Source organism: Streptomyces sp. CoH27 (assembly GCF_020181035.1).
Lineage (GTDB): Bacteria > Actinomycetota > Actinomycetes > Streptomycetales > Streptomycetaceae > Streptomyces > Streptomyces camelliae.
Genome location: NZ_JAIQYY010000011.1, coordinates 312,935 through 337,731, shown reverse-complemented (window position 1 = coordinate 337,731; position 24,797 = coordinate 312,935). Strand labels below are relative to the sequence as shown.

Sequence of the window (24,797 nt, the reverse complement as noted above, 5' to 3'; positions counted from 1 at the left end):
TCCGGGTGTCACCGGCGGGGGTGTGCCGTCGTTCCGGCCGGGCTCGGCAGCGAATGTCCGAGCAGGATACGACGCACCCCGATGATCTGCGTGCCGCTCCCGGCAACCCGTGTGGGCCGAACGAGTGATCACCGGGTGATGACCATGTGATCGGCGCGAATCTGTGGTGACACGTGTGGCGAACAGGGCCATCGTGACGCGCGTGGCGAACCGTACGGTGTCCGCGCCGGTGCGGAGCGTGGCCGTAAGCCATCTCGTCCGCGCGCTGATACCCTGGTAGCCCGTGGACCGGTGGGCCCCAGAGTAAGACGAAGGGAGCCTCCGAACCGCAGCGACGGCACCCCCGAAGCTTTCGGGCCGGCAGCCGCACAGCACGACAGCCAGCGACCACGGGAGCCCCCTCTTGGCCATGCCGCCGAAATCTACGACGACCAAGCACATCTTCGTCACCGGGGGTGTCGCCTCCTCGCTCGGCAAGGGCCTCACCGCCTCCAGCCTGGGCATGCTGCTCAAGGCCCGCGGCCTGCGCGTCGTGATGCAGAAGCTGGATCCGTATCTGAACGTCGATCCGGGCACGATGAACCCCTTCCAGCACGGTGAGGTCTTCGTCACCAACGACGGCGCCGAGACCGACCTCGACATCGGACACTACGAGCGCTTCCTCGACCGTGACTTGGACGGCACCGCCAATGTCACTACAGGTCAGGTGTACTCCACGGTGATCGCCAAGGAGCGGCGCGGCGAGTACCTGGGCGACACCGTGCAGGTCATTCCGCACATCACCAACGAGATCAAGCACCGCATCCGGCGCATGGCCACCGACGAGGTGGATGTCGTCATCACCGAGGTCGGCGGTACCGTCGGCGACATCGAGTCGCTGCCGTTCCTGGAGACCGTCCGCCAGGTCCGCCACGAGGTCGGCCGGGACAACGTCTTCGTCGTGCACATCTCGCTGCTGCCCTACATCGGCCCCTCCGGCGAGCTGAAGACCAAGCCGACCCAGCACTCCGTGGCCGCCCTGCGCAACATCGGTATCCAGCCCGACGCGATCGTGCTGCGCTGCGACCGTGAGGTCCCCACCGCCATCAAGCGCAAGATCTCCCTGATGTGCGACGTGGACGAGGCCGCCGTCGTCGCCTGCCCCGACGCCCGCTCGATCTACGACATCCCGAAGGTCGTGCACGCCGAGGGCCTGGACGCCTATGTCGTCCGCAAGCTGGACCTGCCGTTCCGCGACGTGGACTGGACGACCTGGGACGACCTGCTGGACCGCGTCCACAACCCCGACCACGAGATCACCCTCGCGCTGGTCGGCAAGTACATCGACCTGCCCGACGCCTACCTGTCGGTCACCGAGGCGCTGCGCGCCGGCGGCTTCGCCAACCGGGCCCGCGTGAAGATCAAGTGGGTCACCTCCGACGACTGCAAGACCCCGGCCGGCGCCAAGGCCCAGCTCGCGGACGTCGACGGCATCTGCATCCCCGGCGGCTTCGGCGACCGCGGTGTGCTCGGCAAGGTCGGCGCGATCCGCTACGCCCGCGAGAACAAGATCCCGCTGCTCGGCCTGTGCCTGGGCCTGCAGTGCATCGTGATCGAGGCCGCGCGCAACCTCGCGGACATCCCGGACGCCAACTCCACCGAGTTCGACCCGGCCACCGCCCACCCGGTCATCTCCACCATGGCCGAGCAGATGGACATCGTCGCCGGCGAGGGCGACATGGGCGGCACCATGCGGCTGGGCATGTACCCGGCCAAGCTCGCCGAGGACTCGATCGTGCGCGAGGTGTACGACGGCAAGGAGTACATCGAGGAGCGCCACCGCCACCGCTACGAGGTCAACAACGCCTACCGCGCGGAACTGGAGAAGAAGGCCGGCATCCTCTTCTCCGGCACCTCGCCCGACGGCAAGCTCGTGGAGTACGTGGAGTACCCGCGTGACGTCCACCCCTATCTGGTCGCCACCCAGGCGCATCCGGAGCTGCGCTCCCGCCCGACCCGCCCGCACCCGCTCTTCGCCGGGCTGGTGAAGGCCGCGGTCGAGCGGAAGATCGCGAAGTAACACAGGAGCTGTACGGTGGCCGGGGCGCGCGTGTTCACAACGATCGTGCCCCGGCCGTTCGTGCACATGGGGAAGGACAGGGCATGACGATCAAGGACACCCCGCAGGAGTGGGAGATCCGGGGCACGGACACCCCCTTCGTGGGCAACAAGACCTCCGTGCGCACCGATGACGTGGTCATGCCCGACGGCTCGGTGGTCCGCCGCGACTACCAGGTCCACCCCGGCTCGGTCGCCGTCCTCGCGCTGGACGAGGAGGACCGGGTCCTGCTGATCAACCAGTACCGCCACCCCGTCCGGCAGAAGCTGTGGGAGATCCCGGCCGGCCTGCTCGACGTCCCCGGCGAGAACCCGCTGCACGCGGCCCAGCGCGAGCTGTACGAGGAGGCGCACGTCAAGGCCGAGGACTGGCGGGTGCTGACCGACGTGTACACCACCCCCGGCGGCTGCGACGAGGCCGTACGGATCTTCCTCGCCCGCGATCTGGCGGAGGCCGAGGGCGAGCGGTTCGAGGCCGAGCACGAGGAGACCGACATGGAGTACGCGCGCGTGCCGGTCGACGAGCTGGTGCGCCGCGTCCTGGCCGGCGACGTGCACAACAACTGCCTGGTCGTCGGCGTGCTCTCGCTGGTGGCGGCCCGGACCGGGGACGGCCTCGACGCGCTGCGCCCGGCCGACGCGCCGTGGCCCGCCCGCCCCTTCGCGTCCTGAGCTCACCCGTACGTCCCAGTGGTGTGACGATCGCCTGATCCGATCAGGGGATCTGTCCGCCACGCTCGTCACGGAACGTCGCAGAGCGTGAACTAGGCTCTTCAGCGCCCGTACCGGAAGACCCGGCGGGCTTGCGCGTGCGGTGGGACGGGAGTGTGGCCCGTGACGGATCAGGCGGTGGACACAGACGGCGCGGGGCTGTCCGGGCGCGAGGCCGTGGAAGACCATTTCCTGGGCCGTGCAAGGGAGTTGAAGGAGCTCCGCGCCGACATCGAGCGCGCGGGCCTGGACACGATCGCCGGCCGCAAGGCACCCCGCGCGCGCGTGCTGCTGATCGCGGGCCGCCCCGGCTCCGGCCGGACCACGCTCGCCGGGGAACTCGTACGCCAGGTCGCCGGCCGCTACCCCGACGGGGTGCTGCGCGCCCGGCTCGCCGAGCCCGACGGCACCCCCGTACCGGTCGAGCGCACCGCCCGCGAGCTGCTCGCCGCGCTGGACCTGCCCGCCCCGGCCGGAGCCGGCGAGGACGACCTGACCGAGGCGCTGCGCACCGCCCTCGCCGGTCGGCGTGCCCTGCTGCTGCTCGACGACGCGGCCGGCGCCGAGCAGGTCGACGCGCTGCTGCCGGACACCCCGGACTGCCTGGTGGTGGCCGTCTCCACGGGCCCGCTCACCGGCATCGCGGACGTCCGCCCCTGCACCGTCGGCGGCCTCGACACCAAGTCCGCGGTGGAGCTGCTCACCCGCTACACCGGCTCGGTCCGCATCACCGTCGACCCGCGCTCCGCCGAGAGCCTGGCCGAGGCCTGCCAGGGCCATCCGGCCGCGCTGGTCCTGGCAGGCGGCTGGCTCGCCGCCCGCCCCCAGGCCGCCGTCTCCGACCTCGCCAAACGGCTGCACGCGGCCGCCGACGACGGCACGGACGGCAGCCCGCTCGCCCGGGTCTTCCGGCAGGTGTACGACGAGCTGCCCGCCACGGCCGCCCGGATCCTGCGGCTGCTCGCGCTCGCCCCGGCCGGGCCGGCCGACCCGCACACCGCCTCGGCCCTCGCGGGCTGCTCGGTCGGCTCGGCCCGCACGATCCTGGACGACCTCGTCGCCCTCGGCCTGCTGCACGCGGTGGACTCTCCGCTGCCCCAGTACGAGATCCCCGGCTGTCTGCACCCGCTGGTGCGCGCCCTCGCGGAGAGCCAGGAGCGGCCCGCGGAGCGCCAGCTGGCGCGGGCCCGGATGCTGGAGCGGACGGTACGGCTGCTGCAGGCCTGCCGGGCGATCACCGAGACCGACAGCCCCGAGGCCCGCCAGAAGCTGAACGCCATGCCCCGCGAGGTACGCTTCCCCAGCCCCCGGGCGGCCGTCGACTGGCTGCGCATCCGCCGGCCCGCCCTGCTGGCGTCCGCGCGGCTCGCGGTGGCCGACGGCGAGCTGGACACGCTCGCCCGCCGGCTGATGTCCCAGCTGGTCAGGGCCCTGGTGGCGCACGAGGGCACCCAGGCGGCCGCGGCCGACCTGTACGGCGTGCACAGCCTCGTCCTCGATGTCGCCGAGCGGCGCGGGCTGCCCCGGGAGAAGGCCGCCGCCCTGCTGAACCTGGGCGACGTGGACGCCCAGACCGGCCGCACCCGGGACGCGCTGGCCCGGTATCGCGCGGCGCTGGACGCCGGACGCGAGGCGAACGACCCGTACGCGGCCGGCCGCGCGATGGAATCCGTAGGCGGCGCGTACCAGGAGCTGGGGGACCACGACCGGGCCGCCGACTGGTTCGGCCGGGCCCTGGCCGACCGGCTGGCCCGGGGCGAGCGTGAGCAGGCCGCCCGGCTGTACGGCCGGATCGCCACCGCGCACACCTACGCGGGCCGCTACGGCGAGGCCGTCAGGAACTGGCGGGCGGCCGTCGCCGGCTACCGCAAGGGCGGTGATGTGGCCGCCCACGCGCGGGCGTTGAGCGAGCTGGCCCGGGTGCAGGAGTACGCGGGACGGTTCGAGGAGTCGCTGCGTACGTGTCAGGAGGCGGTGGAGTGCGCGCGGCGCGCGGAGGACGTCCGGCTGCAGGCCGCGCTGCACCTCCGGCTCGCCGACACCCTGGAGCACCTCGGTGACTCCACCACCGCTCGACTGCACCGCACGGCGGCCGAGCGCATGCTGGGTGCGGAGGCCCTGGAGGGCGACACAAGGGCGGAACAGGACAGGAACGCCTGCGAAATCCGCAGTACATCCAGTGAAGATTGATGCAATGAAAGGCTAGACACGCGGAACGCCTTCATTAGACTGGCTCTGCCGCACGTTCTCCTGCGGTGTCTCCCGGTGTGCCCTGCATGCCTGGGTATGTCTTGTAATGCACCCCCCATACCCTCTGAGCCAAGGACCGTGATCGACGTGAAGGTCGGCATCCCCCGCGAGGTCAAGAACAACGAGTTCCGGGTGGCCATCACCCCCGCCGGTGTGCACGAGCTGGTGCGCAACGGCCACCAGGTCGTCATCGAGCGGGGCGCCGGCCTCGGTTCCTCGATCACGGACGAGGAGTACGTCTCCGCCGGCGCCGCGATCCTCGGCACCGCCGACGAGGTCTGGGCCACCGCCGACCTGCTGCTGAAGGTCAAGGAGCCCATCGCGGAGGAGTACCACCGCCTGCGCAAGGACCAGATCCTCTTCACCTACCTGCACCTGGCCGCCTCCAAGGAGTGCACGGACGCGCTCATCGAGTCCGGCACCACGGCCATCGCCTACGAGACCGTCGAGCTGCCGAACCGCGCCCTGCCGCTGCTCGCCCCGATGTCCGAGGTCGCGGGCCGGCTGGCCCCGCAGGTCGGCGCCTACCATCTGATGCGCGCGGCCGGCGGCCGTGGCGTGCTGCCGGGCGGTGTCCCGGGCGTGACCCCGGCCAAGGCCGTCGTCATCGGTGGCGGTGTCTCCGGCTGGAACGCCACCCAGGTCGCCGTCGGCATGGGCTTCGACGTCACCCTGCTCGACCGCGACATCAACAAGCTGCGCGAGGCCGACAAGATCTTCGGTACGAAGGTCAAGGCGATCATGTCCAACTCCTTCGAGCTGGAGAAGGCCGTCCTGGAGGCCGACCTCGTCATCGGCGCCGTCCTCATCCCGGGCGCCAAGGCCCCGAAGCTCGTCACCAACGAGCTGGTGGCCCGCATGAAGCCCGGAAGTGTCCTTGTCGACATCGCGATCGACCAGGGCGGCTGCTTCGAGGACTCCCGCCCCACCACGCACGCCGAGCCGACCTTCACGGTGCACAACTCGGTCTTCTACTGCGTCGCCAACATGCCGGGCGCGGTGCCCAACACCTCCACCAACGCCCTCACCAACGCGACGCTGCCGTACATCGTCTCCCTGGCCAACAACGGCTGGGTCGAGGCGCTGCGCCGCGACGCCGCGCTCGCCAAGGGTCTCAACACCCATGACGGCAAGGTCGTTTACAAGGAGGTCGCCGAGGCGCACGGCCTGGAGCACGTCGAGCTGGAGTCCCTGCTCGGCTGACCCAAAAGGCGATTCGTCAACACGGCTCGTCAACTGCGCGCACCCGGCCGGACCTTGCCCGACAAGGTCCGGCCGGATGTGTGTATGGTCACTTTGCGGCTCTCGGTCAACTCGCCTCGAACGTAACCCTTCGACCGATTCGCACACCGGTGAAACCTGCTGTGCGACGGCCGTACGCCCTTGACAGCGAGATGTTTCATTGCCGACACATCGTGCCGGGTCCGGCGGATTGTGTTGCTGCGAACCGCCGACACGCCATAGAGTCGCCAACCGTCGGCATGGTGCCACGCTGACCTTGTCTAGAAGTTTCCTGGTCACCAAGGAGGTAAGACGACTTGTGAATGAGTCGACATTTTCTCCCGGGGGTGGTCAACCAGGAATGCCTGTACGGGGCCAGGGCTCCGCGGGATTCGAGGCTGTCGGCTCCGTAGCTGTGCGCACCTTCGCAGCCCACCAGAGTCCGGGTCCGCAGACCGCCCGGACAGCACACCAGAGCATGGATGGCCATCACGTGAACGCCATGGCCGGCGACGGAAGTGGCGCGCCCCACAACCACTTCGCCGACTACGACGAACTGCCCGAGGGGCACTTCTACGACCCCGACGCCGAGTACGAGCCCGATCCGGAGTACGCGGCCACGCTCGCACCCGACGCGGCCCGCCAGCGCCGCGAGCGCATCGGCCCGACCGGACGCCCGCTGCCGTACTTCCCGATCCCTGGCCCGCTGACCGACCACGGCCCCGCGAAGATCATCGCGATGTGCAACCAGAAGGGCGGCGTCGGCAAGACGACGTCGACCATCAACCTGGGTGCCGCGCTCGCGGAGTACGGCCGGCGCGTGCTGCTCGTGGACTTCGACCCGCAGGGCGCGCTGTCGGTGGGCCTCGGCGTCAACCCGATGGAGCTGGACCTGACCGTCTACAACCTGCTCATGGAGCGGGGCATGTCGGCGGACGAGGTCCTGCTGAAGACGGCGGTCCCCAACATGGACCTGCTGCCCTCCAACATCGACCTGTCGGCCGCCGAGGTCCAGCTGGTCTCCGAGGTCGCCCGCGAGTCGACCCTCCAGCGCGCCCTGAAGCCGCTGATGGACGACTACGACTACATCGTCATCGACTGCCAGCCCTCGCTCGGCCTGCTCACCGTCAACGCCCTCACGGCCGCGCACAAGGTGATCGTGCCGCTGGAGTGCGAGTTCTTCGCGCTGCGCGGTGTGGCGCTGCTGACCGAGACCATCGAGAAGGTCCAGGAGCGGCTCAACCCCGAGCTGGAGCTGGACGGCATCCTCGCCACGATGTACGACTCGCGCACGGTCCACAGCCGCGAGGTCCTGGCCCGTGTCGTCGAGGCGTTCGACGACCACGTCTACCACACGGTCATCGGCCGCACGGTCCGCTTCCCGGAGACCACGGTCGCCGGTGAGCCCATCACCACCTACGCCTCCAACTCCGTCGGTGCCGCCGCCTATCGCCAGCTCGCCAGGGAGGTGCTCGCCCGGTGTCACGCCGAGTGAGTCTGCCCGGGGCCGACGAACTCTTCCGTACGACAGGGGGGACGGCGCTGCAGCCGTCGACTCCCCGCCGCGGGGCCAACGGTGAGGCCCGGGTGCCGTCTCCCGCGGGGGAGAGCGACGACGTGGCCGCCGCCGAGGACGCACCGCAGTCGGTGCCCGTCCAGGGCGGCGACGGCGAGGGCGCGGAGCATGTCGCCGCGGAGGCCGAGCAGGACGGGGCCGGCGAGTCCCGCACCCGCCCGGCGCGTCGGCAGGCGGCACAGGACGGCTCCGCCGCGGCCGCTCAGCCGCGCAAGAAGGGGCGGGCGGCGGCCCGTCGGCCCAGCGGGCGCGAGCGGCACGACGAGAAGATCACCGTGTACGTCTCCGCCGAGGAACTGATGGACCTGGAGCACGCCCGCCTGGTGCTCCGGGGTGAGCACGGGCTGGCGGTGGACCGCGGGCGCATCGTCCGCGAGGCGGTGGCCGTGGTCCTCGCCGACCTGGAGTCCCGCGGGGACGCGAGCATCCTCGTACGACGCCTGCGAGGGCGGTAGCGGTAGCCTGCGGGGGCCATGACCTCGTCCGACGTTCCCGCCTCCGCGCCCGCCTCCGGCCCTGCTGCCGGACGCCGACGTGCGCTGGGGCGGGGGCCGGGGGCTACGCCGGCCCCGCCGACGAGCGAGCCGGTGGCCGAGGCCGTGGCTCGTGCCGAGCCCGCTGGGCACAACGCCGGGGTGCCGGAAGAGCGAGCCGGAGCCGTCCCACCCGAAGCCCCCACGGCCGCCGAGCCGGAAACGCTCGCAGCCGCCCGCCTTGAGGCGTCTGTGGCTGTCGCTTCGGAAGAGCCCGTGGCCGCGGTGTCCGAGGCGCCTGGGGCCGCCGTACCCGGAGAAGCCGCGGCCGCCGAACCCGAAGAACCCCGCGACGGTGTCTTCAAGGTCCGCCTTGCCAACTTCGAGGGCCCCTTCGACCTCCTCCTCCAGCTGATCTCCAAGCACAAGCTGGACGTCACCGAGGTCGCCCTGTCGAAGGTCACCGACGAGTTCATGGCGCACATCCGGGCCATGGGGCCGGACTGGGACCTGGACCAGACGACGGAGTTCCTCGTCGTGGCCGCCACGCTGCTCGATCTGAAGGCGGCCCGGCTGCTGCCCGCCGCCGAGGTCGAGGACGAGGCCGATCTTGCCCTGCTGGAGGCCCGGGACCTGCTGTTCGCGCGGCTGCTGCAGTACCGCGCGTACAAGCAGATCGCGGACATCTTCAACCAGCGGCTCGACGAGGAAGCCCGCCGGTGGCCCCGTACCGTCGGTCTGGAACCCCAGCACGCCGAGCTGCTGCCCGAAGTCGTCATCAGCATCGGCCCCGAGGGCTTCGCCCGGCTCGCGGTCAAGGCCATGCAGCCCAAGCCCAAACCGCAGGTCTACATCGACCACATCCACGCCCCGCTGGTCAGCGTGCAGGAACAGGCCGGGATCGTGGTCGCCAGGCTGAAGGAGCTGGGCGAGGCCAGCTTCCGGGCGCTGGTCGAGGACACCGACGACACCCTCACCGTCGTCGCCCGGTTCCTCGCGCTGCTGGAGCTGTACCGCGAGAAGGCCGTCGCCCTGGAGCAGGAGGCCGCGCTCGGGGAGCTGCTGGTGCGCTGGACCGGCGGGGACACGGACGCGGCGCCGATGGTCACCGACGAGTTCGACCGGCCGCCCGAGACGCCGAAAGAGGAGAAGAAGCCGTGAGTGAGACCACCGAGCTTCCGGCCGGACCGGCGACCGTCGCCGACCTCGGCCTCAAGCCCGCCCTGGAGGCCATGCTCATGGTCGTCGACGAGCCCGCGACCGAGGAGCATCTGGCGAAGCTGCTGGAGCGGCCCAGACGGCAGGTCGCGGACGCGCTGCGGGAACTGGCCGACGAGTACGCCGTACAGGGCCGCGGCTTCGAGCTGCGGTTCGTCGCGGGCGGCTGGCGCTACTACACCCGCGCCGCCTACGCGCCCGCCGTCGAACGGCTCGTCCTGGACGGCCAGACCGCCCGGCTCACCCAGGCCGCGCTGGAGACCCTCGCGGTGGTCGCCTACCGCCAGCCGGTCAGCCGCAGCCGCGTCTCCGCCGTACGCGGGGTCAACTGTGACGGTGTGATGCGCACCCTGCTCCAGCGCGGTCTGGTCGAGGAGGCGGGCACGGAACCCGAAACAGGTGCGATCCTGTACACGACGACGAACTACTTCCTGGAGCGGATGGGCCTGCGCGGCCTGGACGAGCTTCCGGAGCTCGCGCCCTTCCTCCCGGAGGCGGAGGCGATCGAGGCCGAGACCCAGGAAGGAGTCCCGTCGTTCGACCCGGACGCGCCCGACGCGCCCGGCGTAGAGGACGCAGACGACTAAGACGGAACTTTGATGCGAAGCAGCGGCAGCGGCAAGAGTGGCGGACGCGGGAACTACCGCGGCGCCGGCAACAACCGGGACGAGCGGCAGGGGCAGGGCCGTCCCCGCAAGCCCCGCCCCGAGGAGCGCCGCTACGACGTGGGCCCCGGCGCCTCCCAGGACGGCCCCAAGTCCGGGCGCGGCGGCGCGGCCCGCGGCGGTGCCAAGGGCGGCCCCAAGCAGGCCCAGCCCCAGCGCGGCCGCACGGCGCCCGGCCGCTCCCGTGAGTACGAGGCGCGGGCCGAGGAGCGCAACCGCGAGCGCTACGCCGGCAAGAAGGACATCAAGCTGCCCAAGACCTTCCCGGGCGCCGAGCAGGAGGGCGAGCGGCTGCAGAAGGTCCTCGCGCGTGCGGGCTACGGCTCCCGGCGGGCCTGCGAGGAGCTGATCGAGCAGGCCAGGGTCGAGGTGAACGGCGAGATCGTCACCGAGCAGGGCCGCCGCGTCGACCCGGAGAAGGACGAGGTCAAGGTCGACGGCCTGACGGTCGCGACGCAGTCGTACCAGTTCTTCTCGCTGAACAAGCCCGCCGGTGTCGTCTCCACCATGGAGGACCCGGAGGGGCGCCAGTGCCTCGGTGACTACGTCACCAACCGTGAGACGCGGCTCTTCCACGTCGGCCGGCTGGACACCGAGACCGAGGGTGTCATCCTGCTGACCAACCACGGCGAGCTGGCGCATCGCCTCACGCACCCGAAGTACGGCGTGAAGAAGACCTACCTCGCCGCGATCGTCGGCCCGATCCCGCGCGACCTGGGCAAGAAGCTCAAGGACGGCATCCAGCTGGAGGACGGGTACGCGCGCGCGGACCACTTCCGGGTCGTCGAGCAGACCGGCAAGAACTATCTGGTCGAGGTGACCCTCCATGAGGGCCGCAAGCACATCGTCCGCCGCATGCTGGCCGAGGCCGGCTTCCCGGTCGAGAAGCTGGTGCGCACCGCCTTCGGTCCGATCACCCTGGGCGACCAGAAGTCGGGCTGGCTGCGCCGGCTGTCCAACACCGAGGTCGGCATGCTGATGAAGGAAGTCGACCTCTGATCGCTTGCGCCTGCTCACCATCCCCCTTTACTGTCAACGTGACGATAAAGGGGGATGGTGTTTCTATGTCCAAGCGCGCGGCCACCGGGGCGCTGATCGGCCTCGCTCTCGGGGACGCCCTCGGCTTCCCGACCGAATTCAACGACGTGCCCTCGATCCTCGCCAAGTGCGGGCCCTGGCGGGAGATGGAGCTGCCGAAGCGGGCCTTCGTCTCCGACGACACCCAGATGACCCTCGCCGTCGGGCGGGCCCTGCGCACGGCCACGGAACGCGGCTACCTCGCGCCCAAGCGGCTGGAGCGGCCGCTGCGCGAGGAGTTCGTGGACTGGTTCCACTCGCCCGAGAACAACCGGGCCCCGGGCAACACCTGCCTGACCGCGTGCAACCTGCTCGTCGAGGAGCGGCGGCCGTGGCAGGACGCCAGCCAGACCGGCTCCAAGGGCTGCGGGGCCAACATGCGCGTCGCCCCGGTCGGGCTCGCCCCCGGCCTGAGCGACGCCCAGCGCTCCGGCGCCGCCCAGTTGCAGTCCGCGCTCACCCACGGCCACCCCACCGCGCTCGCCGCCTCCGACCTCACCGCCCACGCCGTCCACCTGCTCGCCCGGGGGACGGATCCGGCGGGGCTCGTCGGACAGCTGCGCTCGTACGCGCTCGACCACCGCACCCACTACGACCACACCTGGCTCGGCGACCTGTGGACCCGCGCCCAGGACCCCAGCGCCGAACACTTCATCGCGCGCGGCTGGGACGAGTGCCTCGCGGTCCTCGACCGGCTCCAGGAGGCCGTGCGGACCGCCTCCCCGGAGACCGACCCGTGCCTGGCCACCGGGGCCGGCTGGATCGCCGAGGAGGCCCTCGCCACCGGGCTGCTGTGCTTCCTGCTCTTCCCCGACGAGCCCGTCACCGCCCTGCGCCGGGCCGCCTGCTCCTCCGGCGACTCCGACTCCATCGCCTGCCTCACCGGCGCCTTCGCGGGAGCCTGGCTGGGCGCGGACGCCTGGCCCGCCGACTGGGCCGGGCGGATCGAGTACCGAGGGGACCTGTTGACGCTCGGAGCGCTCTGGGACGCTTAGGTCCATGATCGAAGACCTCGACCTCGCGCCCGTGGTCGCCGAACAGCCCGACCCGCTGCTGTTCGCGACCGTCTCCGGAGCCCACCTCTACGGCTTCCCCTCGCAGGACTCCGACGTGGACCTGCGCGGCGTCCATCTGCTCCCCGCCGCCGACCTCGTCGGCCTGCGCGAGCCGGAGGAGACCCGCTCACGGGCCTGGGTGCGGTTCGGTGTCGAGCTGGACCTCGTCACCCACGACCTGCGCAAGTTCGTCCGGCTGATGCTCCGGCGCAACGGCTATGTGCTGGAGCAGCTGCTGTCGCCCCTGGTCGTGCACACCGGCGACACGCACCAGGAGCTGGCCGCGCTGGCGCCCGGTGTCCTCACCGGCCACCACGCCCACCACTACCGCGGGTTCGCGGTGACGCAGTGGCGGCTGTTCGAGAAGACCGGCGAACTCAAGCCGCTGCTCTACACGTTCCGGGTGCTGCTCACCGGCATCCACCTCATGCGCAGCGGCGAGATCCAGGCCCATCTGCCCACGCTGCTGGGCGAGATCGACGCCCCCGGCTATCTGCCCGAGCTGATAGCCGCCAAGGCGGAGCGGGAGCACGGCACCGCCGAGATCGCCCACGCGCGCGTGGAGGCCGATGTGGAGCGGCTGCACGCCCTGCTCGACGAGGCCCAGGCCGCCTCAGCCCTCCCCGACGCGCCCACCGCGTACGACGCCCTGCACGACCTCGTGGTCCGCGTGCGTCTGCAGGGCTGAGTCCCGGCGCACCCGGAACAGAAAGCCCGCCACGCGCGCGTGGTCCGGCTCCGCCGGCAGCGGGGTGCGGTGCAGGGCCTGCTCCGCCTGTGCCGCCAGCCGGGCCATGCGGGACTCGATCTCCGCCCAGGAGACCTCGCCGCGCTTCACCGCCAGCAGCCACTCGCGCCGGTCGCCGACGTCGATCCGCAGCTCGCCGGTGCGCAGCAGATCGCGGGCGGTCAGCAGCAGGCGCAGCAGATGCATGGCGTGCTTCCAGCGCGGCGCGCCGGTCCTGCGTACGTCGGCGTCCAGCTTGCGGCGCTGGCCGACGGCGTAGCGGGTGAAGGTGTCGTAGACCTTCCGGGAGAGGAAGGCGTCGCGCAGGGACAGCAGCTCCCGGCCGGTGTCGTCCACGTGCTCCACCAGCGGCGAGTGCAGGCATTCCAGGATGTTCGGATTGCCGCGTAGCGCCAGCTCGCAGAACCGCTCCAGCTCCCAGGAGAACTGCTCCTCGCCCGGCCCCTCCACATGCGTCGGCGGCTTCTCGAACCGCCAGAACAGGGGAGTGGGGGCGAGGAACACGCCCCGCCGGTCGGTGTCGCTCGCGTCCGTGGCCAGGCCGAAGGCACGGGAGCCCATGACACAGGCGTAGATCGTGTGGTCGCGCACCAGGGCTTCGGGCTCCATGCCCGGAGCGTACGCGGACCCTCACACGAGTTTGATCGAATTTCCCTGCACCTTGATCGACTTCCCGGGCAGCGGCCGTTTCGCGGGACCGTGCGCCACCGTGCCGTCGGCGATGTGGAACTTGCTGCCGTGACACGGGCAGTCGATCGTGCCGTCCGCGACCCTGCTCACCGTGCAGCCCAGGTGGGTGCAGATCGCCGAGAAGGCCTTGAAGTCGCCCTTGGACGGCTGCGTGACGACGACCTTCTGGGCCTTGAAGACCTTGCCGCCGCCCTCCGGGATGTCGCTGGTCTTGCCCAGGTCCGTTCCGGTGCCGGCGGTCTTGACGCCGCTTCCGCTCACCGTGTTTCCACTCTCTGCGCTGCTGGGGCTCTTGACGCTGCCGCCGCTCTTGTTGCCGCTCCCGCACGCCGTCACGGGTACGGCGAGTGCCACCGCCGCGCCCGTCACCAGAACCGCCCGCCGCTTCACGTCCTCGGCCATGCCAGCCTCCGTACAGATGCCTCAATCGGTCGATACCGGACTTTTGGCATCGTCTCAGCGATCGGGCGCCGTGCGCCCGGCCCGCACGGGCTGACTACGCTGGACGGACCAACGACAGATCCGGATGTCAGCGAGGAGCAGCACCGTGGCGGTACGAGCGGTCCGTGGGGCCGTCCAACTGGAGCGGGACGAGGCCGGGCACATGGACGAGCAGGTCGGCACTCTGCTCACCGCCGTCCTGGAGCGCAACGGACTGACCGCCGACGACCTCATCAGTATCTGGTTCACGGCCACCCCCGACCTGCACAGCGACTTCCCGGCCGCCGCCGCCCGCAAGCTCGGCATCGTGGACGTCCCGCTGATCTGCGCCCAGGAACTCGACATCGAGGGCGCCATGCCCCGGGTCGTACGGATCCTCGCCCACATCGAGTCCGACAGGCCCCGCGCCGACATCAACCACGTCTACCTCGGCGCCGCGGCCGCCCTGCGCAAGGACATCGCCCAGTGAGAACCGCACTCGTCATCGGCACCGGCCTCATCGGCACCTCCGCCGCCCTGGCCCTCGTCCAGCGCGGCGTCACCGTCCACCTCGCCGACCACGACCCCCAGCAGGCCCGTACGGCGGCCGCGCTGGGCGCCGGCACCGACGAGGCCCCCGACGGACCGGTCGACCTCGCGCTCGTGGCCGCTCCGCCCGCGCTCGTGGCCGGCGTGCTCGCCGACGCCATGCGCCGGGGTGTGGCCCGCGGCTACCTGGACGTGGCCAGCGTCAAGGGCGGCCCGCGCCGCGAGCTGGAGGCGCTCGGCCTGGACCTGTCGGCGTACATCGGCACGCACCCCATGTCCGGCCGGGAGAAGTCCGGCCCGCTGGCCGCGACCGGTGACCTCTTCGAGGGCCGCCCCTGGGTGCTGACCCCGACCCGGGACACCGACACCGAGGTGCTGAACCTCGCTCTGGAGCTGGTCTCGCACTGCCGGGCCGTACCGGTCGTCATGGACGCCGACGCCCACGACCGCGCCGTGGCCCTCGTCTCCCACATGCCCCACCTGGTGTCCAGCATGGTCGCCGCGCGCCTGGAGCACGCCGAGGAGGCCGCCGTACGGCTGTGCGGGCAGGGCATCCGGGACGTGACCCGGATCGCCGCCTCCGACCCGCGCATGTGGATCGACATCCTGTCCGCGAACCCCGGCCCGGTCGCCGACCTGCTCTCCGACGTCGCAGCCGACCTGGACGAGACCGTACGGGCCCTGCGCGCCCTGCAGTCCGCCGACGAGACCGAGCGGCACAAGGGCAGCACCGGCATCGAGGACATGCTGCGCCGCGGCAACGCGGGCCAGGTGCGGGTACCCGGCAAGCACGGCAGCGCCCCACGCGTGTACGAGACCGTCGTCGTCCTCATCGACGACCAGCCCGGCCAGCTGGCCCGCATCTTCGCCGACGCGGGGCGGGCCGGGGTCAACATCGAGGACGTCCGCATCGAGCACGCCACCGGGCAGCAGGCCGGTCTGGTCCAGCTCTCCGTCGAGCCGAAGGCGGCGGCGGTGCTGCAGGAGGCGCTGCGGGAGCGGGGCTGGGCGCTGCGGCAGTAGGGGCACCCTGCGCCGAACGGCGGTCGTCCGTTCGGGTCACCCGCACCCAGTAACCTTGTGCAGGGCGCTCTCGCTCCCCGCACCCCGCCCACACCGCACCAGGAAGGTGTCCCTCCGTGGAAAACGGCGCCGCCCCGACCGCCAAGCCCGTGATCGTCGCGATCGACGGCCCCTCCGGCACGGGCAAGTCGAGCACGTCGAAGGCCGTGGCCGCGCAGCTCGGCCTGAGCTACCTGGACACCGGCGCCCAGTACCGGGCGATCACCTGGTGGATGGTGACCAACGGCATCGACCTGGAGGACCCGACCGCCGTCGCCGCCGTCGCGGGCAAGCCGGAGATCGTCTCCGGCACCGACCCCGACAAGCCGACCATCACGGTCGACGGCGTGGACGTGGCCGGCCCGATCCGCACCCAGGAGGTCACCTCCAAGGTCAGCGCGGTCAGCGCGGTGCCCGAGGTGCGCGCGCTGATCACCGAGCTGCAGCGCTCGATCGCCGCCGGCGCGGAGCACGGCATCGTGGTCGAGGGCCGGGACATCGGTACGACCGTCCTGCCGGACGCCGACCTGAAGATCTTCCTCACCGCCTCCCCGGAGGCCCGCGCGGCCCGCCGCAACGGCGAGCTGAAGGGCGCCGACATCAACGCCACCCGCGAGGCCCTGATCAAGCGGGACGCGGCCGACTCCTCCCGCACGACCTCGCCGCTCGCCAAGGCGGACGACGCGGTCGAGGTGGACACCACCGAGCTCACCCTCGCCCAGGTCATCGAGTGCGTCGTCACCCTGGTCGAGGAGAAGCGGGCGGGGAAGTGACCCAGCCGTCCGTGCCCTCCGCGAAGGGCGCCGAGGTCGGGCGGCGCATCGGCGTCGGCCTGATGTACGGCCTGTGGCAGCCGAGGGTGCTCGGCGCCTGGAAGGTGCCGGCCACCGGCCCGGCGATCTTCGCGGTGAACCACTCCCACAACATCGACGGCCCGATGGTCATGGGCGTGGCACCCCGGCCGACGCACTTCCTGATCAAGCAGGAGGCGTTCGTCGGCCCGCTGGGCTCCTTCCTGACCGGCATCGGCCAGCTGAAGGTGGACCGCGCCTCCGCCGACCGCACCGCCATCAGCCAGGCCCTCGGCGTCCTTGAGGCCGGCGGCGTGCTGGGCATCTTCCCGGAGGGCACCCGCGGCGAGGGCGACTTCGCCGCGCTGCGGGCCGGGCTCGCCTACTTCGCCGTACGCAGCGGGGCGCCGATCGTGCCCATCGCGGTGCTGGGAAGCGCGGAGCAGCCCGGGCGGTTGATAAAGGCGCTGCCCCCGCTGCGCTCCCGGGTCGACGTCGTCTTCGGCGACCCCTTCGACGCGGGCGACGGCAGTGGGCGGCGTACGCGCAAGGCGCTGGACGAGGCGACCGAGCGCATCCAGAAGCAGCTCACCAGCCACCTGGAAAACGCCAGGCGCCTGACCGGGCGTTAGGGCCTGCCCAGCGGATCATGCCGCTGAGCGGATACCGTTGATTTCCTCCGGCCTGATCCGTCGGACAGGCCCGAGCGACACTTGAGTAGTGGATCTGCCGGTACGAACCGGGACGATCCACCGATCACCACGATGAACGACGAGGTACGGACTACATGAACGACGACATCCAGCCCGGCGACTCGGCTGAGCACGAGTACGACCACGGGGCTCTCGGCGACGCCGAGTACGCGGAGTTCATGGAGCTCGCCGCGGAAGAGGGCTTCGACATCGAGGACGTCGAGGGCGCCATCGAGGCGGCGGGTCACGGCCCGCTGCCCGTGCTCGCCGTCGTCGGCCGCCCCAATGTCGGCAAGTCGACCCTGGTGAACCGGATCATCGGCCGCCGCGAGGCGGTCGTCGAGGACAAGCCGGGCGTCACCCGCGACCGCGTGACCTACGAGGCCGAGTGGGCGGGCCGCCGCTTCAAGGTCGTCGACACCGGCGGCTGGGAGCAGGACGTCCTCGGCATCGACGCCTCCGTCGCCGCCCAGGCCGAGTACGCGATCGAGGCGGCCGACGCGGTCGTCTTCGTCGTGGACGCCAAGGTCGGCGCGACCGACACCGACGAGGCGGTCGTCCGGCTGCTGCGCAAGGCCGGCAAGCCCGTCGTGCTGTGCGCCAACAAGGTCGACGGCCCGAGCGGCGAGGCCGACGCGGCGTACCTGTGGAACCTGGGCCTCGGCGAGCCGCACCCCGTCTCCGCCCTGCACGGCCGCGGCACTGGCGACATGCTGGACGCCGTCCTGGAGGCGCTGCCCGAGGCACCCGAGCAGACCTTCGGCGCCGGCGCCATCGGCGGCCCCCGCCGTGTCGCGCTCATCGGCCGCCCCAACGTCGGCAAGTCCTCCCTGCTGAACAAGGTGGCCGGCGAGGAGCGCGTCGTCGTCAACGAACTGGCGGGCACCACCCGCGACCCGGTCGACGAGATGATCGAACTCGGCGGCAAGACCTGGAAGTTCGTGGACACCGCCGGTATCCGCAAGCGCGTCCACCTCCAGCAGGGCGCCGACTACTACGCCTCCCTGCGCACCGCGGCGGCCGTGGAGAAGGCCGAGGTCGCGGTCGTCCTCATCGACGCCGCCGACAGCATCTCGGTGCAGGACCAGCGGATCGTCACGATGGCCGTCGAGGCGGGCCGCGCCCTGGTCCTCGCCTACAACAAGTGGGACACCCTCGACGAGGAGCGCCGCTACTACCTGGAGCGGGAGATCGAGACCGAGCTCGGCCAGGTCGCCTGGGCGCCCCGGGTGAACGTCTCGGCGCGCACCGGCCGCCACATGGAGAAGCTGGTCCCGGCGATCGAGACCGCCCTGGCCGGCTGGGAGACGCGCGTTCCCACCGGCCGCCTCAACGCCTTCCTCGGCGAGCTGGTCTCGGCCCACCCGCACCCGGTCCGCGGTGGCAAGCAGCCGCGCATCCTGTTCGGCACCCAGGCCGGCACCAAGCCCCCGCGCTTCGTCCTCTTCGCCTCCGGCTTCATCGAGGCGGGCTACCGCCGCTTCATCGAGCGCCGGCTGCGCGAGGAGTTCGGTTTCGAGGGCACCCCGATCCACATCTCGGTGCGGGTGCGCGAGAAGCGCGGCGCGAAGAAGAAGTAGTACTGCTACGACGCGCAGGGCTGCCCCCGACCGAAAGGCCGGGGGCAGCCCTGTCGCATCTCACACGCCCCGGCGTGGCCCCGGCGGCAGTGCTGCCGGGGCCACGTAGTGCATCCCGGTCTCCTGCGGCTGCGGCCGGCCGACCGTGCCGACCCGCTGCCACTGCGACTGCTGCCGCGCGCTGTAGGCCCCGGCGCTGTAGGCGCTGTACGAGCTGCTGAACGACCCCGAGCGAGGGCCCCCGTAGGAGCCCGCACCCGGCAGATTCCCGAAGGCGCTGAACCTCAGCTCCTCCTCACCACTGCGGTCACCCGGCAGCGTACGGAAGGTCCTGACCCACTCCGCGTAGAGCGTGTCGTAGATCGGCGTGGCCGACAGCCCACCCGACGGCTCATGAGCGGCCCTGGCGGACGGCACGGAGGCGAAGGCGGACCGGCGTGGAGGGGGAGTGTCGTATGCGTGCACGTATGTCCCAACGACGGCGCCTTTGAAGGGATGCGGTCACTGCAACCGCTTTTGGGGGCGCGGGGCTGTCACGTACCCGCAAGAGGCAGTGCCGCAGCCACCAGCTTCCCGGCCGCCGCGGCCTTGTCGAGAGACTCCCGCAGCAGATCCTCCCTCGGCTGCCGCCCGATCGACCCCACAGGTGCCGCGAACATCAGCACCTGCTGGTGCTTGTTGGCGGCGGCCCGCCAGCTGTCGGTCACCTGCAGCGGCTGATGCGCCTGCCACCAGGCCACGGGCTGCCCGCCGTTCGCCGAAGGCTGGAGCACCGCGTGCAGCTGGCCCACGGCGAGCAGCACCGACCAGCCGTGCAGCACCGGCGGCACGGACGTCAGCTCGGTCATCGGCGTGTATCCCTGCTCGATGAGCAACGGAAGGAAGTCGTCACCGGGCCCGCTGGTGCCCGGGCGCACGATCGGCGTGGTCGGCTCGACGACGAGCGCGGGGTGCAACTCGCCCTCGATCAGGACGAGTCCGCTGGTCACGCCGAGCACCGCCTGCTCGGGCACGGACTTCTGCGGCTCGCCGGCGGCTGCGGCCCCGCCGGCGACACCGCCGATGGACCGCACGGCACCCTGCAACTGCTCCTCGGTGACCTGGACGACCTGCGAGGGCAGGCAACTGGCGTGGGCGAAGGCGAGGACGGCGGTCTCGTCGCCGACGAACAGAACGGTGCTGGTGCGCTCCTGCTCGGAGTCGCCCGGGGTGCGGCAGGAGGTGCAGTCGTAACTGCCCGGGGCGTTCTCTCCGGCGAGCAGCCGGTCGGCTTCTTCGTCGCCGATCTCGGCGCGTACGGCGTCACTCACGTCGAGCATGCGCGGCACGGTGGCTCCCTCGGGATGTGGTGCTGGGTCGGCAGGGTGGCTCCCGGCCGATGAGCCCCGGGGTGTCCGGGCTCATGAAGAAGACAACGGACGTCCTGTGGTGGGAGTCACGCCCCGACGCGGACCGGTTCGCACCAACCGCCGCGCACGGTCACCGGTCGTGCGGAATCGGCCACTCATCGTCAACTCCCCGTCCAGTCAAGGAGCTTGGACGGGTGAAGAGAATCACAGATTGCTGTGGAGGCTGGTCGACAAATCAGGAAATCAGCGGATGTAGTGGGTGGCCGAAAATCACCGCTACCTGCGGTAACCGCCAACTGGCCTGGACCGACGGGGAGTTGGTTGATTCCGACGGGTCACTCTCCCTAGATTCCTCCGCCGTGTGCAGCGAGCACCGCTCGGGTACGTCCACCGCCCGGCACCGGCAGCAGATACGCCGGCACCGGTCCACGGCGGACGGGGCGGGCGCGAGGAACCGCGTTCATGCGCGGCGAGGCGTGCCTCGCCTGGGGGATCCCGGGTTCGTGGAGAGGGAATTACATGTCCGAGTGTGCCGATACCACCCGTAGCACCGCCCGTCAGGACGGCGCCCGCAAGGGCCGTACGACAGCCGCGCTCGCCGGAGCCGCGCTGCTGGCCCCACTGGGGCTGCTGGCCGCGACCGGCAACGCGGCCGCGGCGGACAACGGGGTGTGGGACCGCATCGCCCAGTGCGAGAGCGGCGGCAACTGGCACATCAACACCGGCAACGGCTACTACGGCGGACTCCAGTTCTCCGCCTCGACCTGGCGCGCGTACGGCGGCACCGCCTACGCCCCGACGGCCGACCAGGCCTCCAGGAGCGCGCAGATCGCCGTCGCCACCAAGGTCCAGCAGGCCCAGGGCTGGGGCGCCTGGCCCGTCTGTTCGGGCCGCGCCGGAGCCTATGGCGCGGCTCCGGCGGCCGACCACACCGGCTCCTCCGGTACGGCGTCCGCCACAGCCGACTCGAAGGGCGTGACGACGAAGTCCGCCCCGGCCGAGCGGCCCGCCCCGGCGAAGACGCCGGAACGCGCGGAGAACCACCAGGGCCGCAGCGCCGCGCGCGGTGACTACACCGTCCGCGAGGGGGACACCCTGAGCGCCATCGCCGAACGGCACGGCACCACCTGGCAGCGGATCTACGCCGCCAACAAGAAGGTCATCGGCGACGACCCGAACCTGATCCTGCCGGGCCAGCGCCTGGCACTCTGAGCGCCGAGCACCCGCAGGACAGCCGCCGCCCGTCGAGGGCGGCGGCTGTCCGCGTCGGTGCCGTTGTGCTGAATCCGTGAATATTCCTATGCGCTGTCAGCTGCCGTGACATCGTGCCGGATTGCTGGGGGAATCCTGTCCCGGAAGCGCCTCGATCCCCGCCGCGGCGGCTTTCCGCCGGGCATTTCGAAGCGGCTCCGCGGGGGGCGTGAATTCCGTTCGATTGCGCTGACAAGCCCGGCGGAAACCCTCGTACGTGTGAACCGTTTCGCCGGAAACACCGGCCGGGAAGCTGTGACAGAAGTGTGACCCGGTGCGTAAGTTCCTCTTACCTTGCTAGCTTGGTGGCATGGCATCGATCCCCACTCCGCCGGCGGAGCCCCAGGACAGTCCGGACGGTTACGTCGGCCTCGACGCCGCCGACGCCGAGCGGCTCGCTCGGCAGCGGGGCTGGTCGACGGTACGGTCGCTGCCGCCGGGCGCGATCATCACCATGGAGTACCGGGTGGGACGGCTGAACTTCGAGGTGCGCGACGGCCGGGTGGCCCGCGCCTGGAAGGGCTGAACGCCCCACCGACGGCACAGAAGGTGAAGGCCCCGCTCCTGAACGGGAGACGGGGCCTTCGTCGTACTGCGGGGCGGTGGTGCGTACCGGGGCCCGCTGTCGCCGGGGAGAGGGGGTGTCAGCCGCCCGTCAGGGGGCGGGCCGGCTGGGAGGTGCCGCGTGGGACGCGGTGGTCGGTGTGCGGCGGGCGGCGGCTGCCCACCGGGGTGACCGGGCTGCGCTCCGAGCGGGTCGTGTGCGGTCCGGGAGCCAGGTGCGCCAGCCCCCGCGAGGCCCGGGTCGAGGCGACCGGCTCGCGCTCCGGGGACGGCTGCCCGGCCGGCGCTGCGCTGCGCGGCTTGAGCACCACCGGGGTGACCGGGACGACCGGTTCGGCCACGGGCCGGCCGCGGCGGGCCCGCCAGCGGTCGCGCAGGTCGAACAGCCAGTCCTCGGTCCGGGCGATCAGCGGCTCGCACCACGGCAGCGCGAGCAGGATCAGCAGACCCGCGGCCCAGCCCAGCAGCACGTCGCTCAGCCAGTGCGTACCGAGGTAGACGGTGGTGAGGCCGACGCCGAGCGCGGTGATCGCCGACAGCGCCGACAGCCAGCGGCGCGCCCGCGGAGTGGAGGCCAGATACGCCAGGATTCCCCAGGTCACCACCGCGTTGGCGGTGTGGCCGCTGGGGAATATATCGCCGCCCAGGCCCATCTCGTTCGAGCCGATCACGGTCGCGTAGTGCGGACCGAGGCGCCCCATCCCGTACTTGGCGGCGCCGACCGTGATGTTGAGCAGCAGCAGCGAGGCGGCCAGGGTCAGCAGCGGGCGGAGCGTGTGCTGCCGCCAGGAGCGCCAGCCGAGCCAGGCCGCGACCATCACGGCGGTGGGGCCGCGCTGGCCGAGCACCACGTAGTAGTCGAGGAAGGCGTGGATCTGCGGCCACTGCTGGTACGGCCGGAAGAACATGACCTGCCAGTCGAGCCGGACCAGCCAGGACGTGATCACGACGGCCCACACGATCGCCAGGTAGAAAGCCAGGGTCGCCGTGAACAGAACGACCCGGTGCCGGCTCATCCTCGGGACATCGATGTGGGCCGGTCGTTCCGGCTCACGGTCGAGTCTGGCGAACACCCGGTCCAGCCGACGGGTGAGGTTTCGTTCGGTACGCACCCAATCGACGTTACAGCGAGTGAGCTGTGAACCCCGTCGAAACAGCGGCTTTGTGATGACGATGTGATGTGGCAAAGCTCTCAAGGATCGCTCGAATTCCGGGGATTCCGCAATCTTGTGACCTTGCCGCCATCAATTCCTTTGATCATGCCGGGTGTTGTTTATATAGCGCTTATGAATGCGTTAACCCGGTACTGACGCGGAATTCTCCACGGCGTCACCGGCCGGAGAAGTTGATCATGGTGGACCGGAGCCGTTCAGCCAGAACGCCCCGTAGACCGCCGCGACGACCGCCAGAACCACCGTGACCAGCACGGACTTCGGCGTGCGCGACCGGGCCAGGGCGCGGGCGAGCGGCAGCAGCACCGGGAAGGCGGGCAGCAGCAGCCGGGGCTTGGAGCCGAAGTAACTCGACGCGCACAGGGCGAGTGCGAGGACGACACCCGTGTACACCAGCAGCGCGACCGGCTGACGCTGCCGGATGCCGGTGACATAGAGCCACAGCAGCAGGGCGACTCCGACGATCAGGCCGGCACCGGCGAGCGCGGACGGAAATGACGTGAACTTGTCGGCCACGAAACGCGCGAAGGCATAGCCGCCGTCGAACCCGTTGCGCCAGCCGGCCTGGACGTCCAGATAGCCGAGCGGACCCTTGCCGGTGCGGTGCCCGACCCAGAGGACGTAACCGGCGGCCCCGAGCGGAGCGAGCAGCATGCCGAGGACGCGGCGCCCGGCCGGCGCCCGCGCGCCGGGCGTGCGGCGGTCCCGTACGAAGGAGAGCGCGCCCGTGACCCACACCGCCGCGACCACCGCCGCCCCCACCGGCCGGGTCAGCCCGGCCAGCGCCGTGAGCACTCCGGCGCTCACCCACCGCCCGGTCAGCAGCGCGTACAGCGCCCAGGCCGCGAGCGCCGTGAACAGTGACTCGCTGTACGCCATCGACTGCACGATCCCCACGGGCAACACGGCCCACAGCAGTACCGCGCAGAGCCCCGCCCGCGTGCCGTACACCCGGTCCGCGACCGCGAAGATCCCTGCCGCCGCGGCCAGTGACGCGAGCAGGCTGACCGTGAAACCCGCGTCCGCGTACGACAGCGGTGTGACCGCGTGCAGCAGCCGCTCCAGCCAGGGCAGCAGCGGGAAGAACGCCAGGTTGGAGTGGACGTCGCCGTTCGGCAGCCGTACCTCGTAGCCGTACCCCAGCTCGGCGACCCGGGTGTACCAGAGGGCGTCCCAGCGCGCGGTCAGCAAGGTGTACGCGCTCGTGCCGCGCGCGGCGCTCCACACCGCCAGCACCACCAGCCCCAGGGCGCGCACCGCCGCATAGCCCAGCAGGGCCGGGGTCGCCCGGCGCAGCAGAGGGGCGCGGAGCTCGGCCGCGCGCAGGTCAAGAACGGTCACGGGCTCGATTATCGAACGGCCGGGGAACCGGAACCGTCCCCGGGGCGTGGTCAAGGGGAGATGAAGTGGCGTACGCCACACGGGTTCCGTCGAGCGTGTGAGAGGTCCGCCACGTGTGCGCGCGGCGGACTCGCGTACGCTGACGAGTCACCCGCGTGGGTTCGAGCGGGCCGGAGACGCCGCTCCTCTCCGGCCGTACGACAGGGAAGTCCCCACCCCGTCGTCCGCCGCACGCGAGGGATCAG

General features: G+C 71.3%; 24 protein-coding genes. 18 read left to right on the top strand and 6 right to left on the bottom strand.

The window, feature by feature from the left end:
- Positions 1-409 precede the first annotated feature (409 nt).
- The 11 genes from LE548_RS20890 (at position 410) to LE548_RS20840 (ending at position 13,031) form a co-directional block, all read left to right on the top strand.
- Positions 410-2,059 carry a CTP synthase gene (locus LE548_RS20890; protein ID WP_225098420.1) on the top strand — a complete coding sequence of 550 codons (1,650 nt, stop codon included), beginning with the start codon at positions 410-412 and terminating at the stop codon, positions 2,057-2,059.
- Positions 2,060-2,142: 83 nt separating this feature from the next.
- Positions 2,143-2,769: an NUDIX hydrolase gene (locus LE548_RS20885; protein WP_225098419.1), complete on the top strand. Its 627-nt coding sequence runs from the start codon at positions 2,143-2,145 to the stop codon at positions 2,767-2,769.
- A 162-nt stretch (positions 2,770-2,931) separates the two neighbouring features.
- Positions 2,932-4,998 carry a tetratricopeptide repeat protein gene (locus LE548_RS20880; RefSeq protein ID WP_225098418.1) on the top strand — a complete coding sequence of 689 codons (2,067 nt, stop codon included), beginning with the start codon at positions 2,932-2,934 and terminating at the stop codon, positions 4,996-4,998.
- Positions 4,999-5,145: 147 nt separating this feature from the next.
- Positions 5,146-6,261 carry an alanine dehydrogenase gene (ald, locus tag LE548_RS20875; RefSeq protein ID WP_225098449.1) on the top strand — a complete coding sequence of 372 codons (1,116 nt, stop codon included), beginning with the start codon at positions 5,146-5,148 and terminating at the stop codon, positions 6,259-6,261.
- 379 nt (positions 6,262-6,640) lie between these two features.
- On the top strand, positions 6,641-7,774 hold the full coding sequence (locus LE548_RS20870) for a ParA family protein (protein WP_225098417.1): 1,134 nt from the start codon (positions 6,641-6,643) through the stop codon (positions 7,772-7,774).
- Positions 7,759-8,310 (top strand): hypothetical protein, encoded by a 552-nt coding sequence (locus tag LE548_RS20865; protein WP_225098416.1) that lies wholly within the window; start codon positions 7,759-7,761, stop codon positions 8,308-8,310. Before LE548_RS20870 ends, LE548_RS20865 begins: the two co-directional genes overlap by 16 nt.
- A gap of 18 nt (positions 8,311-8,328) precedes the next feature.
- The gene (locus LE548_RS20860) at positions 8,329-9,489 is read left to right on the top strand and encodes a ScpA family protein (RefSeq protein WP_225098415.1); all 1,161 of its coding nucleotides are present in this window, start codon (positions 8,329-8,331) and stop codon (positions 9,487-9,489) included.
- The gene (gene scpB / locus LE548_RS20855) at positions 9,486-10,133 is read left to right on the top strand and encodes an SMC-Scp complex subunit ScpB (RefSeq protein WP_225098414.1); all 648 of its coding nucleotides are present in this window, start codon (positions 9,486-9,488) and stop codon (positions 10,131-10,133) included. Before LE548_RS20860 ends, scpB begins: the two co-directional genes overlap by 4 nt.
- Positions 10,134-10,145: 12 nt before the next feature.
- Entirely contained in the window at positions 10,146-11,210 is a 1,065-nt protein-coding gene (locus LE548_RS20850; protein ID WP_225098413.1) for a pseudouridine synthase, read from the top strand.
- 65 nt (positions 11,211-11,275) lie between these two features.
- Positions 11,276-12,283: an ADP-ribosylglycohydrolase family protein gene (locus LE548_RS20845; RefSeq protein ID WP_225098412.1), complete on the top strand. Its 1,008-nt coding sequence runs from the start codon at positions 11,276-11,278 to the stop codon at positions 12,281-12,283.
- 4 nt (positions 12,284-12,287) lie between these two features.
- Positions 12,288-13,031 carry a DNA polymerase beta superfamily protein gene (locus LE548_RS20840; RefSeq protein WP_225098411.1) on the top strand — a complete coding sequence of 248 codons (744 nt, stop codon included), beginning with the start codon at positions 12,288-12,290 and terminating at the stop codon, positions 13,029-13,031.
- Here the strand turns inward: LE548_RS20840 and LE548_RS20835 are convergent.
- Positions 12,957-13,700, bottom strand: a complete 744-nt coding sequence (locus LE548_RS20835; RefSeq protein ID WP_225098410.1) for a DNA polymerase beta superfamily protein — start codon at positions 13,698-13,700, stop codon at positions 12,957-12,959. The genes LE548_RS20840 and LE548_RS20835 overlap by 75 nt on opposite strands.
- Positions 13,701-13,721: 21 nt before the next feature.
- The gene (locus LE548_RS20830; protein WP_225098409.1) at positions 13,722-14,183 is read right to left on the bottom strand and encodes a Rieske (2Fe-2S) protein; all 462 of its coding nucleotides are present in this window, start codon (positions 14,181-14,183) and stop codon (positions 13,722-13,724) included.
- A gap of 145 nt (positions 14,184-14,328) precedes the next feature.
- On the opposite strand from LE548_RS20830, the gene aroH reads away from it, so the two are divergent.
- The 5 genes from aroH (at position 14,329) to der (ending at position 18,875) form a co-directional block, all read left to right on the top strand.
- Entirely contained in the window at positions 14,329-14,691 is a 363-nt protein-coding gene (gene aroH, locus LE548_RS20825; protein ID WP_225098408.1) for a chorismate mutase, read from the top strand.
- Positions 14,688-15,773 (top strand): prephenate dehydrogenase, encoded by a 1,086-nt coding sequence (locus tag LE548_RS20820; protein ID WP_225098407.1) that lies wholly within the window; start codon positions 14,688-14,690, stop codon positions 15,771-15,773. The genes aroH and LE548_RS20820 overlap by 4 nt, the downstream gene beginning before the upstream one ends.
- A gap of 116 nt (positions 15,774-15,889) precedes the next feature.
- A complete protein-coding gene (cmk, locus tag LE548_RS20815; protein WP_225098406.1) occupies positions 15,890-16,585 on the top strand; it encodes a (d)CMP kinase in 696 nt (231 codons plus the stop codon).
- A 62-nt stretch (positions 16,586-16,647) separates the two neighbouring features.
- Entirely contained in the window at positions 16,648-17,235 is a 588-nt protein-coding gene (locus LE548_RS20810) for a 1-acyl-sn-glycerol-3-phosphate acyltransferase (RefSeq protein ID WP_225098448.1), read from the top strand.
- Between the two features lie 155 nt (positions 17,236-17,390).
- Positions 17,391-18,875, top strand: a complete 1,485-nt coding sequence (gene der, locus LE548_RS20805) for a ribosome biogenesis GTPase Der (protein ID WP_225098405.1) — start codon at positions 17,391-17,393, stop codon at positions 18,873-18,875.
- A gap of 60 nt (positions 18,876-18,935) precedes the next feature.
- Here the strand turns inward: der and LE548_RS20800 are convergent, their stop codons facing one another.
- Together LE548_RS20800 and LE548_RS20795 are read right to left on the bottom strand one after the other, a co-directional pair.
- Positions 18,936-19,340 (bottom strand): hypothetical protein, encoded by a 405-nt coding sequence (locus LE548_RS20800; protein ID WP_225098404.1) that lies wholly within the window; start codon positions 19,338-19,340, stop codon positions 18,936-18,938.
- Positions 19,341-19,408: 68 nt separating this feature from the next.
- Complete coding sequence (locus tag LE548_RS20795) at positions 19,409-20,203, bottom strand: hypothetical protein (RefSeq protein WP_225098403.1); 795 nt, start codon at positions 20,201-20,203, stop codon at positions 19,409-19,411.
- 540 nt (positions 20,204-20,743) lie between these two features.
- Here LE548_RS20795 and LE548_RS20790 point away from each other — a divergent pair.
- A complete protein-coding gene (locus LE548_RS20790; protein ID WP_225098402.1) occupies positions 20,744-21,436 on the top strand; it encodes a transglycosylase family protein in 693 nt (230 codons plus the stop codon).
- A 349-nt stretch (positions 21,437-21,785) separates the two neighbouring features.
- Complete coding sequence (locus LE548_RS20785; RefSeq protein ID WP_225098401.1) at positions 21,786-22,001, top strand: I78 family peptidase inhibitor; 216 nt, start codon at positions 21,786-21,788, stop codon at positions 21,999-22,001.
- 118 nt (positions 22,002-22,119) lie between these two features.
- Here the strand turns inward: LE548_RS20785 and LE548_RS20780 are convergent, their stop codons facing one another.
- Together LE548_RS20780 and LE548_RS20775 are read right to left on the bottom strand one after the other, a co-directional pair.
- Positions 22,120-23,151 carry a phosphatase PAP2 family protein gene (locus tag LE548_RS20780; RefSeq protein ID WP_225098400.1) on the bottom strand — a complete coding sequence of 344 codons (1,032 nt, stop codon included), beginning with the start codon at positions 23,149-23,151 and terminating at the stop codon, positions 22,120-22,122.
- A gap of 237 nt (positions 23,152-23,388) precedes the next feature.
- Complete coding sequence (locus LE548_RS20775) at positions 23,389-24,552, bottom strand: glycosyltransferase family 39 protein (RefSeq protein WP_225098399.1); 1,164 nt, start codon at positions 24,550-24,552, stop codon at positions 23,389-23,391.
- Positions 24,553-24,797 lie beyond the last annotated feature (245 nt).